We start from the raw sequence: 15,410 nt of genomic DNA, 5'->3' as shown, positions 1-15,410 counted from the left end.
AAGTCCTTACCCCTCTGCTATAAGTCGTCTCCCCACTACTGGTAGGGATTTGTTATACTAGCGGCAGTAAATCAGTCATCTCTATACAACCAAAAGCGATACCCAAAACCGCAGCCTGTATGGTCAACCCGAGGAATGCCGTATGACAGAATACTCACAACCAGATACTCAGCAGCCCTACAACCGCGCTGACGAGCAGCCGACGACCACGCGCCCTGTCATGCAGCCTGACAACCCATATGCCAGTACGCGCGGCAGTATCACCAGCAAACAGCTGCCAGCGTTTGATGAAACGATGATCCAAAAATACAATCGCTCAGGGCCACGTTATACCTCTTATCCAACAGCGCTGGAGTTTACCCCGATAGCTGTAGAGTTAGAGACCAAAATTCTAAAAAATCGCGAAGCGCGGGCGCCGCTGTCTTTGTATTTTCACATTCCGTTTTGTCGCCACCTTTGCTATTACTGCGCTTGCAATAAAATCATCACCAAAAAAAACAGCGACTCAGGCGACTATCTACAGTACTTAATCAAAGAGATTACGCACAAGCGCCGCTTGTTGTCGGCGCCAGAGGGCAGTAGCAAGCCTGTCGTCAAGCAGCTACACCTAGGCGGCGGCACGCCAACTTTTTTGCGTGATGAAGAGATGGTTCAGCTCTGGCAGTTTTTACAGACGCAGTTTGAATTTTTGAGTGATGATGAAGGCGACTACTCTATCGAGATTGATCCGCGTGAGCTGAGCGGCAACACCCTCAAGGTCCTACGCGATCTGGGCTTTAACCGCATCAGCTTAGGGGTACAAGACTTAGATGAGAGCGTCCAAATCGCCGTCAACCGCGTACACTCAGCAGAGTTGATCGAAAACGTACTTACTGAAGCACGCGAATTGGGTTTTCATTCTATCAATATCGATCTGATCTACGGTCTGCCGCATCAAACGCCTGAGACATTGGAGCAAACCGTACGCCGCATCATCGAGATGGCGCCCGATCGGCTGTCGGTGTTTAACTACGCGCATCTGCCAGAGCGCTTTAAAGCCCAGCGTCAAATCAAAGAAGCGGATTTACCTAGCCCTGCGGCCAAACTGACCATGCTGGGCAATACCATTAACACGCTCACCGAGGCAGGCTATCAATACATCGGCATCGACCACTTTGCCAAGCCCGATGACGAGCTGGCTGTGGCACAGCGCGAGGGTAAATTGCATCGCAATTTTCAGGGCTATACCATCATGGGCGACTGTGATTTGCTCGGCTTTGGGGTCTCATCGATCAGTCAAATCGCCAATGCCAATAGCCGCTATATCTTACAAAACGATACCGACCTGCAAGCTTATCAAGCGACCATCGATGCCGCGCAGCACAATCTGGCCATCATGCCTGCGGTCAAAGTGATCAAAACCTCTATCAAAGATCGCTTGCGCGAGTATGTGATCATGAATCTGCTGTGTCACGACTACATCGACTTTAAAGACGTCAATCAAAAATTTGGTATCGATGCCATCACCTATTTTATTGATGAGATTGCGCAGTTAGGCGCGATGCAAGAGGACAGACTGATCGATATGGATGCCGCTGGTATCCGTGTGCTGCCAAAAGGCCGCCTACTCGCTCGCAACGTCGCCATGGTGTTTGATGAATATTTGGACAAAAAGCACAAAAACCGCTTTTCTAAAGTGATTTAACGTACTTAAAAAAATACTTTATGCACAAAAAAGACCTCGTTTTTGAGGTCTTTTGTTATGTCAATATGAGCGCTCAACCGTAGCGTTGTTACACCTTAAACTTGTCGCCGACCATACCTTTGACCGTGCTCAAGATGTCGGCAGGCAGTACCACCATTTTTGAGTTATCGGACTCTGCAAGCTGACGTATCGACTTAATGTATTGCTCACCGAGCAGATAAACAATCGGCATCTCTTCATCGCCCATCGCGGCGGTAATCAGGCGAATGGACTCCTCAGAGCCTTTGGCCAGCACCACTTGCGCTTCAGCGTCACGACGGGAGGCTTCTAGGCGGCCATCTGCTTCTAAGATAGCGGCTTGTTTTTGTCCATCGGCACGCGTCACTGTCGCACGGCGCAGACGCTCTGCTGCGGCCTGCTCTTCCATTGATGCTTGCATCGTATCTGAGGGGTTGATATCTTGAATCTCGACTGTTTTGAGTGTGATACCCCAATCAGCGATGTCTTCTGAGATGGCGTGCTTGAGCTTGGTTTTAATCTCCTCGCGACTAGATAGTGCGTTATCCAAATCCATCTCACCGATGATCGAGCGCAAGGAGGTCTGTACCAGATTACGGATACCATACTCATAATCTTCGATACCATAGACCGCCTTATCGGGGCGGACGATATTGATATAAGCCACCGCGTTGGCGATGATTACCACGTTATCACGGGTGATGACTTCTTGTGATGGAATATCGAGTACGATGTCTTTGGTGGTGACTTTATACGCGACATCATCGACATAAGGGATAATAAGATTGAGACCAGGCTCTAGCGTTTGGCTATATTTACCCAGTCGCTGCACCACCCACTTATAACCTTGCGGTACGATACGCACCCCTTTAAACACGGTAAAGACTACCAGCGCAATCAACACCACCATCACAATGCTAAAGCTTTCCATAATTCATCCCTATAATTGATAATTGTATTTGACTGGCAGTCAAACTTGCCTATTTTTTTGGCTCAGCGTAGGCGATTGCATACTTCTGACGATCAGCTCATTGCCCACGATATCTGTCACCACCACCCGCTCACCAACTGCAATCTCCTCTCCTGTGGTGCGGCACATCCACTCTGCCGCGCCAACGATAGGGACACTAAAGCGTACGATACCTGCACGCTCGGGCTGCGGTGATAGCACAATCATCCCTGTCTCACCTACGATCACACCACCGCCCAATCCAGCTTTGGTACGGTCCACTGATAAAGGCTTGATAAACTTAAACCATGCGACTAAAAACACCGCCGACAGCACCAACCAAATGACAACTTGCACAAAAAGAGAAATCGGCAAGAGCCAAGCCAATGCTGCGACGATAATGGCCGCGGCACCAAACCACAGGCTGGCGAATGTCGGCACAAACATTTCAACAATCAGCAACAAAAAGCCCAGTACCAACCAATGCCAAGGCTCAATCATCAAAAACATCTCCATCATTGCCACCCACCCTGTCTGAATCATCCTAGCTTTCAATGTAGCATACTTTGAGCGTTTATAACCTCTTAAAAATCATCAATATACACCACTCATAACACAGCGCCCATACCTTAGATGAAATCAAAAAGCGCCGAATAACCTTTGCCACATAAAAAAACGACCGCCAAAGCGATCGTTTTTTGTCTGATATATAAATATAAATTGTAATCAATCAATGTCTTAGAACTTCAGCTGAGCGCCAACAGTCATTAGATCAGCATCACTTCCCAACTTGTCGTATTCAGCTTCAACGCTAAAGTTAGGATTTACTGAATAACCAAGACCAACACCGCCAGCTAGGCTCGTATCACTGTCCGAATACGTCTCGGTTCTGATTTCAGTATCGCCGATACTGCGCGTATAGTCCCCTTCTATCTCAGTTTTTGCCACACCTAATTTACCTTTGGCGTATAACCCTGTATTTGGGAACTGATAGCGGTAAGTACCATAAGCGCCATAAGACTTAGCATCAATATCACCACCGCGATAATCTGCATCATCTGAGCCGACGTACTCAGCTTCGATACCAAAGTTAGGATCAAAGTTATAACCTCCATAGATACCATAAGCCGTTGGATCATCAGCACCATTGACGTCTAGATCAAATTGACCGACTTTGGCACCGACGTAAGCTTGACCGGTGTAACCATTACCGTAAGTGACGGCTGCTTGCGCGCCTACGGTGAGTAGTGAACCTGCCGCTAAAGCCAATAGTGTCTTTTGTAAAGTTTTCATAATATTCCCCTAAGATAGTGTAGTTCGTCAATCTTATATAGAGTATTTGTTTGAGAAACGAGATAGACAACTGTCGTTTCTCAATGACTGCATAACTATTTATGACTGTGTTTCTCTTATAAATTCCTAATCCGGTAGACTTTTAGTCATCTCATCATCGATTTAGAATTTTAAATGAGCGCCCACTGTTAATAGTTTGGCATCAACGTCGCTATCCATCATGGCATACTCGGCTTCAACCCCAAAGTTTGGGTTCACTGAATAACCAAGGCCCACGCCACCTGCGATACCAGTATCACTGGTTGAGTTTGACACTTTTAATGGACCAACCGTGTAGTCGCCTTCAACCTCAGTTTTGGCTACCCCTAGTTTGCCTTTGGCGTATAAACCCGTATTTGGAAACTGATAGCGAGCCGTACCATAAGCACCATACGTTTTGGCATCTAGGTCACCATTTCTGTAGTCAGCATCGTCTGAGCCAACATATTCTGCTTCGATACCGAAGTTTTGGTCAAAGTTATAGCCACCGTATATACCGTAAGCTGTTGGGTCATCAGCATTGTCGATATCTAAGTCAAACTGACCGACTTTTACACCCACATAAGGTTGGCCTGTGTAGCCGTTACTATAAGTCGTCGCAGCTTGAGCACTGACTGTCAACAATGAACCAGTAGCTAGCGCAAGTAGGGTTTTTTGTAGAGTATTCATGATAAGCTCCTTAAAATTGTGACAAACAAGTTATCTATTTATATAGGCTTTTGGCCTTATCGCCTTGTTTGCTAACGATGAATATATAGTAACAAACTATTTCAAACTCTCTGTCAGTGTTTGATGGTGTGAGAGTTAAGTTTTGCAAGTATTTATCAGCGCGTGGGTTACAAAGGCAAAGATATGAAATCTTTTGTTACAATCTCCGTTTTTGTGCAATAATCCCTACTTATCTCATTGAAAGCGAAGGCAGCGTGTGTGTCTGAGCACTAGGTTTTACCGAGCATATCCTCATGTTTCACCTAGTTAGACGATTATCGATTGAATAAAAGACAGGCCCTAGCCGCAAGGGACAAAGAGACCGAAAAGGGCCAAAAAATCGCTTTGTTTTATCAAAATAACAGGAAAAAATAGATGATGACCCTCAAGGACGAGCTGGAGCAAGCACTACAGACGTTAAAGAAAAATGAGCAGTATCGACAGATACCGGCGCTGGCGCATGATGGGCGCTATGTTGTTTATCAAGGCAAACGCTTACTAAATATCGCCAGTAATGACTATCTGGGTTTGGGCAGCGACAGTAGGCTACAAAGGGCGTTTTTTGAGCAGATGGGTCAGTTGGCTGACACGCATTATCCTAAAATGAGTGCCACCTCCTCACGGCTACTCACAGGAGACGACACGCAGTTACAAGCATTAGAGCTTGAGATGCAAGCGTGGTATCAAACGGCAGTGTGTCAAGAAGATGCCTCTAATAGTCCTAACAATTTGAGTAGGCCAAAATCTGTGTTGGTATTTAACAGCGGCTACCATGCCAATATCGGTATTTTGCCTGCGCTGACCGCCTTACCCATCAAAACGCTGGTGTTAGCAGATAAACTGGTGCACGCCAGTATCATCGATGGGCTGCGCCTTAGCCAAAACAAAACCGTTGGCTATCGCCGTTATCGTCATAATGACTATGCTCATCTGGCTCGGCTTATCGAGCAAGCCGATGACGATATCAGGCGCATCATTATCGTGACCGAAAGCGTGTTTAGTATGGATGGTGATCGCGCAGACTTACAACAGCTGGTACAAATAAAAGCCCAAGATGCGCGCATTGAGCTGTATGTTGACGAGGCTCATGCCATCGGAGTTTTAGGTAAGACAGGGCTTGGGCTGGCAGAGGAAACGCAGACACTCGGGCAAATTGATTATTTGGTTGGTACCTTTGGCAAGGCATTTGCTTCCGTTGGCGCTTATATCATGTGCGATGAAACCATCAAGCGCTGGCTGGTCAATCACATGCGCTCACTTATCTTTAGTACCGCATTGCCGCCCATCAACCATGCTTGGACACGTTTTGTGTTGGCCAAAATGCCAAGCTTGACGTCGGCACGGACGCATTTGGCGCTACTGTCTACCGAGCTGAGCGAGGCCATTGCCCTCAAATACTCTACCAGCGCAGCCAGCAGCGCCTATACCTCACCTATCGTCCCTTATATATTGGGCGATAATGCGCGCACACTGGCCAAAGCCCAGCAGCTACAGGCCGCTGGGTTTTATGCACTGCCTATTAGGCCGCCTACCGTGCCTGCCAATAGCGCGCGCATTCGTCTCGTGATGAATGCCAAACTAACCTATGATGACTGTGAGCGGTTAATTCAGCAACTGTAGTTGTCTTAAATATAGGTTGAATCGCTACTGGCGATGACTGACGTACAGGTACTTTACGATCAGGTAAAGACGATGATATGGTTTAGGAAAAATGGCTCGCCGACAGATAGGATGTAATAGCATAGATGACACACTCAGCCGCACTCAAGCTAGATCACAGAAAGCAAACCATCGCGCGCCATTTTGCCAATGCCAGTCGTTATGATGAGCACGCCACTATCCAGCAAAAGATCTGTCACGACTTGCTGGCGACCATCCCCAAAAGAACGCAAGACAGCGTCTTAGAGATTGGCGCAGGTACAGGTCAAATGACCCGCCTATTGGCCGAGCACATTCAAAGCCAGCACTGGCTGATCAATGAGCTATGCGCCGAGCAAACAGCTACCCTGCAAGGCATTTTGCCAAATGCTCAGATCGCCATCGGCGACGCCGAAACTATCGACTTCAAAGGTAAACATAGTTTGATTATCAGTGCCAACGCCGTACAATGGTTTGATGATCCTCTCAGTTTTGTTGCCCATTCTGCCTCTCGCCTCCAAGCAGGTGGCCAGCTGGCCTTTAGCACCTTTACGCCCAATAATTTTTTGCAAATCAAAGCCCTGACTGGCCAAGGTCTTCACTATCCTGATATGCAGCAATGGCGCTTGGCATTGCATCACGCTGGGTTTGACAATATTGCGCTATCGACACGGCGCTTTGATGTGACGTTTTCTAGTCCTTATGCGGTACTCAAACACATGAAACTCACTGGTGTATCGACCAATCAAACGCAAAACAAAGCCAGCCCGCGCGTGGCTTTCATTTGGAACAAATCGAGCTTACAGCAATTTGAGCGGCGCTACTGGCAGCAGTTTTCGGCGATAGATGCTGGTGTCATACTCACTTATGAAGCACTGATTATTAGCGCCCAGCTTATTGAACCAAATATCGATCGTTGAACCAAATATCGGTCGTTGATCAAATGAGTAACTGCCATAAAAAAAACGCACCTCGAAAGGTGCGTTTTTATGTCACATTAATCAACGGTCAGCTTATCAGCCGTTTTATTTTTTGTCGTCTACTTCCGTAAACTCAGCATCGACAACATCATCGTCGGCTTGGTTGTTACTTGCTGCATCCGCGCCTTGCTGGAACTGGCTTGGATCCATACCTTCTGCGCCTGCACCGCTATCAGCATAGATTTTTTGGCTGATAGGCAAGAAAGCATTGTCTAGCGCTTCAAGTTTGGCTTTGATGTCGTCATGATCATCTTCTTTAGTCGCTGTCTCTAACTCAGAGATTGCCGCTTCTACTGATGATTTTTCTTCTTCAGTGACTTTATCACCCGCTTCTTTTAGCGCTTTTTGTACCGCATGGATACGACCATCCACTTCGTTACGCACTTGCGCCAGATTTGCAAACTTCTCATCTTCAGCTGCGTTGGCTTCAGCGTCTTGTACCATTTGCTCAACTTCTTCATCCGACAAGCCAGAGTCTGCTTTGATCTGGATGCTTTGCGCTTTACCAGTACCTTTGTCAGTCGCTGAAATGTTCATGATACCATCAGCGTTAATATCGAAAGTCACTTCGATTTGTGGCAGACCACGCGGCGCTGGTGGAATATCTGTTAAGTCAAAGCGGCCAAGCAGTTTGTTTTGGTTAGCGATTTTACGCTCGCCTTGATAAACCTGAATGGTTACCGCAGGCTGGTTGTCTTCTGCTGTTGAGAACACTTGCGATTTCTTGGTAGGAATCATGGTGTTTTTCTCGATGATTGGGGTCATTACGCCGCCCATCGTCTCAATACCAAGCGTCAATGGTGTCACATCAAGCAATAAAACGTCAGTTTTGTCACCAGACAATACCGCACCTTGAATCGCGGCACCCGCTGCTACTGCTTCGTCAGGGTTTACGTCTTTACGTGGCTCTTGACCGAAGAACTCTTGTACTTTTTGTTGCACAAGTGGCATACGCGTCTGACCACCGACCAAGATCACGTCGTTGATGTCGCCGACTTTTAGGCCAGCATCTTCAAGGGCAATCTTACAAGGACCCATGGTACGCTGCACCAGATCTTCGGTTAGGCTTTCAAGCTTAGAGCGGCTGATAGTGATGACCAAGTGCTTAGGACCACTGCTGTCAGCGGTGATGTATGGTAAGTTCACTTCAGTGCTTTGAGCGCTTGATAGCTCGATTTTTGCTTTTTCGGCTGCTTCTTTTAGACGCTGCATCGCAAGTGAGTCACCTTTTAGGTTGACGTCTTGCTCTTTTTTGAATTCATCGACCAAGTAATCGATCAATGCTGAGTCAAAGTCTTCACCGCCAAGGAATGTGTCACCGTTGGTCGCTAGTACTTCAAACTGCTGCTCGCCATCGACGTCAGCAATTTCGATGATTGATACGTCAAATGTACCACCGCCCAAGTCATATACGGCAACTGTGCTATCGCCTTGCTTTTTGTCCATACCATAAGCAAGCGCGGCGGCAGTTGGCTCGTTGATGATACGTTTTACATCAAGACCGGCAATTTTACCGGCGTCTTTGGTGGCTTGACGCTGTGAGTCGTTGAAGTAAGCAGGTACGGTTACGACCGCTTCTGTTACTTTTTCGCCCAAATAGTCTTCTGCCGTTTTTTTCATTTTTTTCAAGATTTCAGCAGAAACCTGTGGTGGCGCTAGTTTTTTACCGTTTACTTCTACCCAAGCATCACCGTTATCCGCTTTGGCGATTTTGTATGGCACCATGCCGATGTCTTTTTGTACCACTTTGTCATCAAAACGGCGACCGATCAGACGCTTGATCGCAAACAAAGTGTTTTTTGGGTTGGTGACCGCTTGACGCTTAGCCGATTGACCAACGAGGATTTCTTCGTCTTTATAAGCGACGATAGAAGGTGTGGTACGGGTACCTTCAGCGTTTTCGATGACTTTGACTTTGTCACCTTCCATCACTGCCACACATGAGTTGGTTGTACCCAAGTCAATACCAATTACTTTACCCATAATCAAATGCTCCTAATGTATATTTTAAATATAACTACTTATATCTTCAGACCATAGTCGGTCACTTGTTGCTATATATCGGTTTGCCTGTCGGTTTTTTCAAGGCAATCATCAAGCAAAAATTGTCTTTTGTGTGATTTTTTGTCAAAACCCTTTATATAAGTAAGGTTTAGACGCTTAAAATCAAGTAAAAAATCCTACTGACCCACGCGTACCATCGCTGGGCGTAGTAGGCGACCATTTAGGCTATAGCCTTTTTGTAGCACTGTACCGACCACATCAGCGTCGGCATCGGCATCGATACCCACCGCTTCATGGACATCGGCATTGAACTTTTCACCTTGTGGGTCAATCACTTCGATACCGTTTTTGTTGAGGACAGACAGCAGGGCTTTGTGCGTCAGCTGCACGCCTTCGGCAACCGGATCGCTGGCGTCTGCGTTTTCAATCGCACGCTCTAGATTATCGACGACTTCCAATAGCTCTTTGGCAAATTTTTGTAGGGCAAATTTTTTGCTCTTATCAGCTTCTTGCTCCATGCGTTTTTGCGCATTGTAAGCTTCGGCATTGGCACGGGCGGTGGTCTCACGGGCGTGCTTGACCTCGCCTTCGAGCTCAGCAATACGTGCTTTGAAAGTGTCGATATCAATTTCGTTGTCAATGGTGACGTTTTCAGCTGAATTGTTTTTTGGATCAAATTCTTGCATGGTTTCTTCTAAAATACTGTCATTATGCTCGACATTGTCGTGCGCCACATTGTGCTCAGGGGATTTGTGGTTATTGTTTTGCTCGCTCATGATAGCTCCTTAGAATTTTAATAATGACGATTGAGGTATGGCACAACAAACCTGCTGGCAGCAAGTCGTGCTGTGCTCTTATTAGTCTGCGCTTTTATTAGATAATCAACAGATATCACTGATTTTTTGCGAATATGCTTTGATAGCTGATTGATAAAGGTGATGAGGACAAATTTCAAGCCTTGAGCTGAGGATTTTTTCCCATTTACAACAATTGCTGTACCAACGAGCGTGGGACCTCTAAAGACATGGTGATGACAATGACATAAACGGTGAGGCCAAACATTGAAATAAAACGTTGGAACAAACAGGCAAATCTAGCCAATCTATTTTGCAAGAGGTACCCTCCTACTGGTATTGATTTACCTTTATAGCTCACACCCGCTACCAAACCCTTGGTTTATTCCAAAATTTTTACTGTTTTCATTCAATCCATTACCAAAATATACTCAATTTTATTTTCTTTTACTTTACTATGGCCAAAAACATCTGTTATTTCAAACACTAACCATCATATATCCGAGGTGTTATGTCTCACTCAACCATATCGCTCAACACCTTATTAAATAGAGCGTTGATCAATCTAAAGCGCTCAAACGAGCTAGCGCCTGAGAACGAGCTAGCGCCTGAGATAGAAGCTGTACCAAAAGATAGCGCTGTGCGTCAATGCTGTGCGTTAAAAAATACGTGTTTGGGTTATCAGCAAGTCGTTAATCATCAAGCGCATACCTTGCATTATGCGATGAAAGGGCTGGGTTATTTGCCATTGCCGCTATTAGAAAGTTTGGTCAGCTGCCTTGGCGGCCCCACTTCTAAGCAATACTTGCATGCCGATGCCCATCTGCGGCTGATTTTGGCGATAAATAGTAAGCTAAAAACCCCGCTTGAGCTGACGCCGATGCCTAAGCTGCGTGAGAGGTTCGCTGCCGATGCTGTGGCCATGCAATCCCCAAAGGTTTGGCAACAGACGGGCGATACGCTGATGAGTAATATAAAGCGCTTTCGCAAAAAAGGTGAGGTCAGCGTTCGTTGGACTGATAAGGTGATTGCAAATGCTGATGATGGCGATATGACCATTCGCTGCTATCAGCCAGACGCTAGCACTTATAGAAAGACAATCAAAAAAGGCAGCGTGCACAATCCTGATGAGACCGTGTTGCTGTTTTTTCATGGTGGCGGGTTTTGTATCGGCGGTATCGATACACATCACGAATTTTGTCATGCGCTGAGCCAGCAGACTGGCTGGCCTGTCGTCAGTGTCGACTATCGATTGGCACCTGAGCATCCCGCCCCAGCCGCGCTAAAAGACTGTATCAGCGCTTATGCTTGGCTGGCCGAGCATTGTCATATGTTTGGCGCGCTGCCTTCACGTATCGTCTTGGCAGGTGACAGCGCGGGTGGCGGCTTATCGACCCTTATTGCTCAGCAGCTCACCGCCCCTGCCAAACAAGCTTGGGCAGACCTAGGTGAAGCGGGGCAAGATATGTTTGCACTGTTAGAGCGTCTGCCTCAGCCGCTTGCGCAAATGCCGCTTTATCCTGTTACCGATATCGAGACAGATTATCCAAGCTGGGAGCTATACGGCGAAGGCTTGTTGTTAGATCATGCCGATGTGGCGGTGTTTGACGCGGCATGTCTAAAAAACAGCCCCTTACCGCGGCAACACATTCTCAACTCGCCTATGCTGGGGGACAACAGCCACGTCTGTCCCACTTATATCGTCACCTCAGAGCTGGATGTCTTACGTGATGAAGCGTTTGCGTATGCAGAGCAACTAAAGACACATAGTGTATCGGTGCGAAACTATACGGTACTTGGTGCGCCGCATGGTTTTATTCACTTTATGAGCATTCATCAGGGGCTAGGATTAGAAACCCGCAAAATCATCCACGGTTTTGCCAGTTTTGTCCGTGAGGTCATTCGTGAGCAGGGGCAATTGGCAGCCTAATGACTGACCGCCTTAGCGCGCTGACTGTGACGACGGCTCAGCCACGGCATCACTGGGCGTCAGGGTAATCATCCAAATCTCAGAGCGCGTCCCCAGTCGAAACGGTACCGGCCCAAAGCCATATCCCGATGTCACCAAAAACTGCGTCTCCCCTACCACCTTAGCGCCATAATGTAGGGGCGCAAGCCCGCGCATCAATAACGTCAATGGAAATATCTGGCCGCCATGCGTGTGCCCTGCTACATGCAAATCTATCGGTAAAGAACTGATTTCGTCCATCATAGATGGGCGATGCTCTAAAAAGACAATAGGCAAATCGGTATCTACCTGAGTCAGTAGCGCCTGCGCTGACAGTCTGCTCTGATCCACATCATCCGAGCGGCCGATGAGCCACACCGAATCATCTAATAGCACGCTTTGGTTATCAAGCACGGTGATACCAGCAGCCGTTACCGCCTGTGCGATTTGCTTATCATAGCCGCGGTAATCGTGATTGCCCAACGTGGCATAAACGCCAAGCGGCGCGTCGAGCTTTGATAAATGCTCATGCATATTATGATGGTCATAAGCGATGGTGGTATCATTCATAATATCGCCAGCGATGAGCACCACATCTGGCTGCTCGCTATCGACTAGGCGCACCAGCTTATCGAGCTGGCGATTGCCAAACCATCTGCCCAGATGAGTATCTGATAGCAGTGCTATCGTCATTGGCTCAGCAAGTGGTTTGTCGGTCATAACCGTTAGGTGATGGACGACTGGCGAGTAGGCGTTAAATACCGCCAGCCCCACGATGCAGACATACATCATACTCGCCGCACCTCGTGCCTGTTTTGGCTGCCATACGTACTTAAATAGCTGGGCGTTTAGCAGCCAGCCTACCGCCGTTAATGCAGCGGCATAGAGCATAAACCCTTGAAATATACTAATAACCAGATATACATGAAAGCGCTCATACCAAAACTCCGTCAACCCGTATATCAGCGCTGCATTATTGACAACAAAGACCGCGGCGAGCACCGCAGCCTTATTAACCTTGCGATACGGTCTTATAAACCAATAAAGTATCGCGCTGGTCAATAAGGTAAGCAGCTGCGTAAAAACGATAAATACCCACATAGTAAAATCTAATCAAATAACGGTGGAGCTATGTTACGCGAAAAGCGAGCCGACTTTGGCCTTTAGACGCTCTTTCATCAATGCTTCACGCTTTTTACATAAAACCTCATATAGTCAGTTGAAAATAAAACTGTTATATAAATTTAAACGCGCTACTGGTATAAATTTTACTTGCGTGCTGCGTTCCCAGAGGCTGCGCAAAATTCATCCCAGTAGCACTATGCGCTTTTTAGAGTGCATCGACTATATAGTCGAATCCAAATAAACCAGCTGCACGGCGCTCGGGTCGCTCAAAGTAACGTGGCTATTCATTTAAACGCGTAACCGGTATAAGTCAGTTATATGGTTTCACGTGAAACAACTCTAAATTAAAACTTCTCACAGCAAAGTCAAATATATCCATTCGTTTAGCACTACGATTTGGGAATCGTTAAACCGCCTACTATGATGGCGCTACATAACCCTGACATACCCACCAATGTCGCCAAATAAAAGAGCTCAAGATCTACCGACTCCGTTATCAGCATTACGATGAGGCTAAACGGAACAGTCGCCATAAATCCCAATACTCCTAACGCAAGCCAGCTTTTGATTGTTTTAAGATGCAGCTTAAAATATATAACGACACCTGCAGTTATCAAAGCAGGAAATAGACCCGCTATCATCTTAAAACCAAGACCTTCGAACATGTGTGCTATGAAGTACTGAAAATCAAACCCTTGCATATTTCTTGGTAAAGCGCCGGCCAGCAAAAACAATATAAAATTCATCGCATTGGCCCCGATCCACCCACCAAGTAGCGCAAAGCTGACAACAATCCTTAACCACGGATAAGACTTGCGAGCGTACTGTTTTGTTAGTGTGATACTTGAGTCTTTGCTTTTTTTGACAGCCATAATTAAGCACCAGTTTTATCATATCAAGGCGGATGGTGAACGGGTTGTATTTGTTTCACATGAAACAACTCCGTAGACCGTTCTTTTATTTAGCGCTATTTCACCTCTAAGGCTTGCATGAGCGTAGGATGTCGAAACTCATAACCCGCCGCTAATAACGCCTGTGGCAATACTTTTTGACCATCAACTAGTAGTGTCGACATCTCACCAAATATCAGCTTTAGTAAAAATTCTGGTAAAGTAAAGAATGTTGGACGATGTAGCCATGTACCTACGGTTTTGGTAAAAGCATGATTGGTCACAGGAGTAGGCGCGGTCAAGTTATAGACCATGGCTGGCGTATCATTTGTGGTTTTTAGTGAGTTATCATTTGTGGTTTGACTGTTGTTATAATCAGCAAGGTGCTGCTCAATGATAAATATCACAGCGCCGACCCAGTCTGCCCGACTGATCCAGCTCATGATTTGCTTGCCATCGCCCAATTGTCCACCAACGCCCATTTTAAATGGGGTCAAAAGCTTGGCAAGCATCCCGCCATCAGGATGAATCACCACACCAGTGCGCACGATTGCCACAGGCACACCATGTTCAGTGGCTTTAAGCGCAAACTGCTCCCAGTCATCACATAATTTATGAGCAAAATCTGTCTCAAAACCACTACTTTCTGTCAATGGTTTATCGCCTTGTGTGCCGTACCACCCTATCGCTGAACCACTAATCAATAACTTGGGCTTGCTGCGACTGCGAGCGATAAATGCCAACAATGCCTCAGTAGGCCGGATACGGCTCGCCATCAGCTGCTCCTTGCGACTATCGCTCCAGCGCGAGTCGGCAATACCTGCCCCCGCTAGGTTTATTATCACATCAAAGCGTTTATCAGTCTTTGTAAGCTCATCATAAGTCATCATAGCGATATCGTCAGGGTGCGCCTGGTTACTATCACGCGTTAGCCAAGTGACTTGTAGTGCCTTTTTTCGCTCACGATACCGCGCCATGATTTCGTCGCTAAATGCTCGACCCAAAAACCCTGAACCACCACTGATTAAGATATGCATGTCTGACTCCTTATTCATGTCGCCAACTATCTATATCGTCAACTCTTTGAAGATAAACGCTGTCTCACCATCATCGTCTTCTTTCACTGTGATATCAAAACGACTTTCACAGGTTTTTGGTAACGTCTTTTGGTCTAGGACACCTCTTCAATTCAATCAATAGCCATCTAAATGGGTTATAGTCGATACACTCTAAAAATGTCATAGCGCTACTGGGATGAATTTTGCGCAGCCTCTGGGAACGCAGCACGCAAGTAAAATTTATACCAGTAGCGCGTTTAAATCCATAACAGTTTTACATTC

At 46.6% G+C, this 15,410-nt stretch carries 13 protein-coding genes; 4 read left to right on the top strand and 9 right to left on the bottom strand.

The genetic code is table 11. The annotated features are described in order from the left end of the window. The first annotated feature begins 220 nt into the window (after positions 1 to 220). The gene (gene hemN / locus J3491_RS09090; RefSeq protein ID WP_424108355.1) at positions 221 to 1,684 is read left to right on the top strand and encodes an oxygen-independent coproporphyrinogen III oxidase; all 1,464 of its coding nucleotides are present in this window, start codon (positions 221 to 223) and stop codon (positions 1,682 to 1,684) included. An 88-nt stretch (positions 1,685 to 1,772) separates the two neighbouring features. Here hemN and J3491_RS09085 read toward each other — a convergent pair whose 3' ends face one another. The 4 genes from J3491_RS09085 to J3491_RS09070 form a co-directional block, all read right to left on the bottom strand. Then, positions 1,773 to 2,633, bottom strand: coding sequence for an SPFH domain-containing protein (locus tag J3491_RS09085; RefSeq protein ID WP_075101278.1), 861 nt, complete (start codon positions 2,631 to 2,633; stop codon positions 1,773 to 1,775). A gap of 39 nt (positions 2,634 to 2,672) precedes the next feature. Then, the gene (locus J3491_RS09080) at positions 2,673 to 3,170 is read right to left on the bottom strand and encodes an NfeD family protein (RefSeq protein ID WP_058025274.1); all 498 of its coding nucleotides are present in this window, start codon (positions 3,168 to 3,170) and stop codon (positions 2,673 to 2,675) included. A gap of 219 nt (positions 3,171 to 3,389) precedes the next feature. Then, positions 3,390 to 3,944, bottom strand: a complete 555-nt coding sequence (locus J3491_RS09075) for a porin family protein (protein ID WP_100748580.1) — start codon at positions 3,942 to 3,944, stop codon at positions 3,390 to 3,392. A gap of 162 nt (positions 3,945 to 4,106) precedes the next feature. Beyond that, the gene (locus tag J3491_RS09070; protein WP_207969947.1) at positions 4,107 to 4,652 is read right to left on the bottom strand and encodes a porin family protein; all 546 of its coding nucleotides are present in this window, start codon (positions 4,650 to 4,652) and stop codon (positions 4,107 to 4,109) included. A gap of 417 nt (positions 4,653 to 5,069) precedes the next feature. Here J3491_RS09070 and J3491_RS09065 point away from each other — a divergent pair, with 417 nt between their 5' ends. Together J3491_RS09065 and bioC are read left to right on the top strand one after the other, a co-directional pair. Continuing rightward, a complete protein-coding gene (locus J3491_RS09065; protein WP_207969985.1) occupies positions 5,070 to 6,311 on the top strand; it encodes an 8-amino-7-oxononanoate synthase in 1,242 nt (413 codons plus the stop codon). 125 nt (positions 6,312 to 6,436) lie between these two features. Continuing rightward, a complete protein-coding gene (gene bioC / locus J3491_RS09060; RefSeq protein WP_207969945.1) occupies positions 6,437 to 7,249 on the top strand; it encodes a malonyl-ACP O-methyltransferase BioC in 813 nt (270 codons plus the stop codon). A gap of 105 nt (positions 7,250 to 7,354) precedes the next feature. Here the strand turns inward: bioC and dnaK are convergent, their stop codons facing one another. Both dnaK and grpE read right to left on the bottom strand, forming a co-directional pair. Beyond that, positions 7,355 to 9,292, bottom strand: coding sequence for a molecular chaperone DnaK (dnaK, locus tag J3491_RS09055; protein WP_207969943.1), 1,938 nt, complete (start codon positions 9,290 to 9,292; stop codon positions 7,355 to 7,357). A 197-nt stretch (positions 9,293 to 9,489) separates the two neighbouring features. Then, positions 9,490 to 10,089: a nucleotide exchange factor GrpE gene (grpE, locus tag J3491_RS09050; protein ID WP_100748584.1), complete on the bottom strand. Its 600-nt coding sequence runs from the start codon at positions 10,087 to 10,089 to the stop codon at positions 9,490 to 9,492. Between the two features lie 529 nt (positions 10,090 to 10,618). Between grpE and J3491_RS09045 the strand changes: the two genes are divergently transcribed. Beyond that, positions 10,619 to 12,037, top strand: coding sequence for an alpha/beta hydrolase (locus J3491_RS09045; protein WP_207969937.1), 1,419 nt, complete (start codon positions 10,619 to 10,621; stop codon positions 12,035 to 12,037). 12 nt (positions 12,038 to 12,049) lie between these two features. Here J3491_RS09045 and J3491_RS09040 read toward each other — a convergent pair whose 3' ends face one another. The 3 genes from J3491_RS09040 to J3491_RS09030 form a co-directional block, all read right to left on the bottom strand. After that, a complete protein-coding gene (locus J3491_RS09040; protein ID WP_207969935.1) occupies positions 12,050 to 13,156 on the bottom strand; it encodes a metallophosphoesterase in 1,107 nt (368 codons plus the stop codon). 413 nt (positions 13,157 to 13,569) lie between these two features. Continuing rightward, positions 13,570 to 14,052, bottom strand: coding sequence for a hypothetical protein (locus tag J3491_RS09035; protein ID WP_207969933.1), 483 nt, complete (start codon positions 14,050 to 14,052; stop codon positions 13,570 to 13,572). 95 nt (positions 14,053 to 14,147) lie between these two features. Beyond that, on the bottom strand, positions 14,148 to 15,107 hold the full coding sequence (locus J3491_RS09030; RefSeq protein ID WP_207969931.1) for a TIGR01777 family oxidoreductase: 960 nt from the start codon (positions 15,105 to 15,107) through the stop codon (positions 14,148 to 14,150). Between the last annotated feature and the right edge of the window lie 303 nt (positions 15,108 to 15,410).

The organism is Psychrobacter halodurans, assembly GCF_017498075.1.
Lineage (GTDB): Bacteria > Pseudomonadota > Gammaproteobacteria > Pseudomonadales > Moraxellaceae > Psychrobacter > Psychrobacter celer.
The sequence above is the reverse complement of the archived record's forward strand: the minus strand, read 5'-3'. Positions and strand labels throughout refer to the sequence as shown.

Excerpts from the sequence above, each read along its gene's own strand:
- hemN (WP_424108355.1), top strand. The coding sequence starts at position 221 with ATGCAGCCTGACAACCCATATGCCAGTACGCGCGGCAGTATCACCAGC.
- J3491_RS09085 (WP_075101278.1), bottom strand. The coding sequence starts at position 2,633 with ATGGAAAGCTTTAGCATTGTGATGGTGGTGTTGATTGCGCTGGTAGTC.
- J3491_RS09080 (WP_058025274.1), bottom strand. The coding sequence starts at position 3,170 with ATGATGGAGATGTTTTTGATGATTGAGCCTTGGCATTGGTTGGTACTG.
- J3491_RS09075 (WP_100748580.1), bottom strand. The coding sequence starts at position 3,944 with ATGAAAACTTTACAAAAGACACTATTGGCTTTAGCGGCAGGTTCACTA.
- J3491_RS09070 (WP_207969947.1), bottom strand. The coding sequence starts at position 4,652 with ATGAATACTCTACAAAAAACCCTACTTGCGCTAGCTACTGGTTCATTG.
- J3491_RS09065 (WP_207969985.1), top strand. The coding sequence starts at position 5,070 with ATGACCCTCAAGGACGAGCTGGAGCAAGCACTACAGACGTTAAAGAAA.
- bioC (WP_207969945.1), top strand. The coding sequence starts at position 6,437 with ATGACACACTCAGCCGCACTCAAGCTAGATCACAGAAAGCAAACCATC.
- dnaK (WP_207969943.1), bottom strand. The coding sequence starts at position 9,292 with ATGGGTAAAGTAATTGGTATTGACTTGGGTACAACCAACTCATGTGTG.
- grpE (WP_100748584.1), bottom strand. The coding sequence starts at position 10,089 with ATGAGCGAGCAAAACAATAACCACAAATCCCCTGAGCACAATGTGGCG.
- J3491_RS09045 (WP_207969937.1), top strand. The coding sequence starts at position 10,619 with ATGTCTCACTCAACCATATCGCTCAACACCTTATTAAATAGAGCGTTG.
- J3491_RS09040 (WP_207969935.1), bottom strand. The coding sequence starts at position 13,156 with ATGTGGGTATTTATCGTTTTTACGCAGCTGCTTACCTTATTGACCAGC.
- J3491_RS09035 (WP_207969933.1), bottom strand. The coding sequence starts at position 14,052 with ATGGCTGTCAAAAAAAGCAAAGACTCAAGTATCACACTAACAAAACAG.
- J3491_RS09030 (WP_207969931.1), bottom strand. The coding sequence starts at position 15,107 with ATGCATATCTTAATCAGTGGTGGTTCAGGGTTTTTGGGTCGAGCATTT.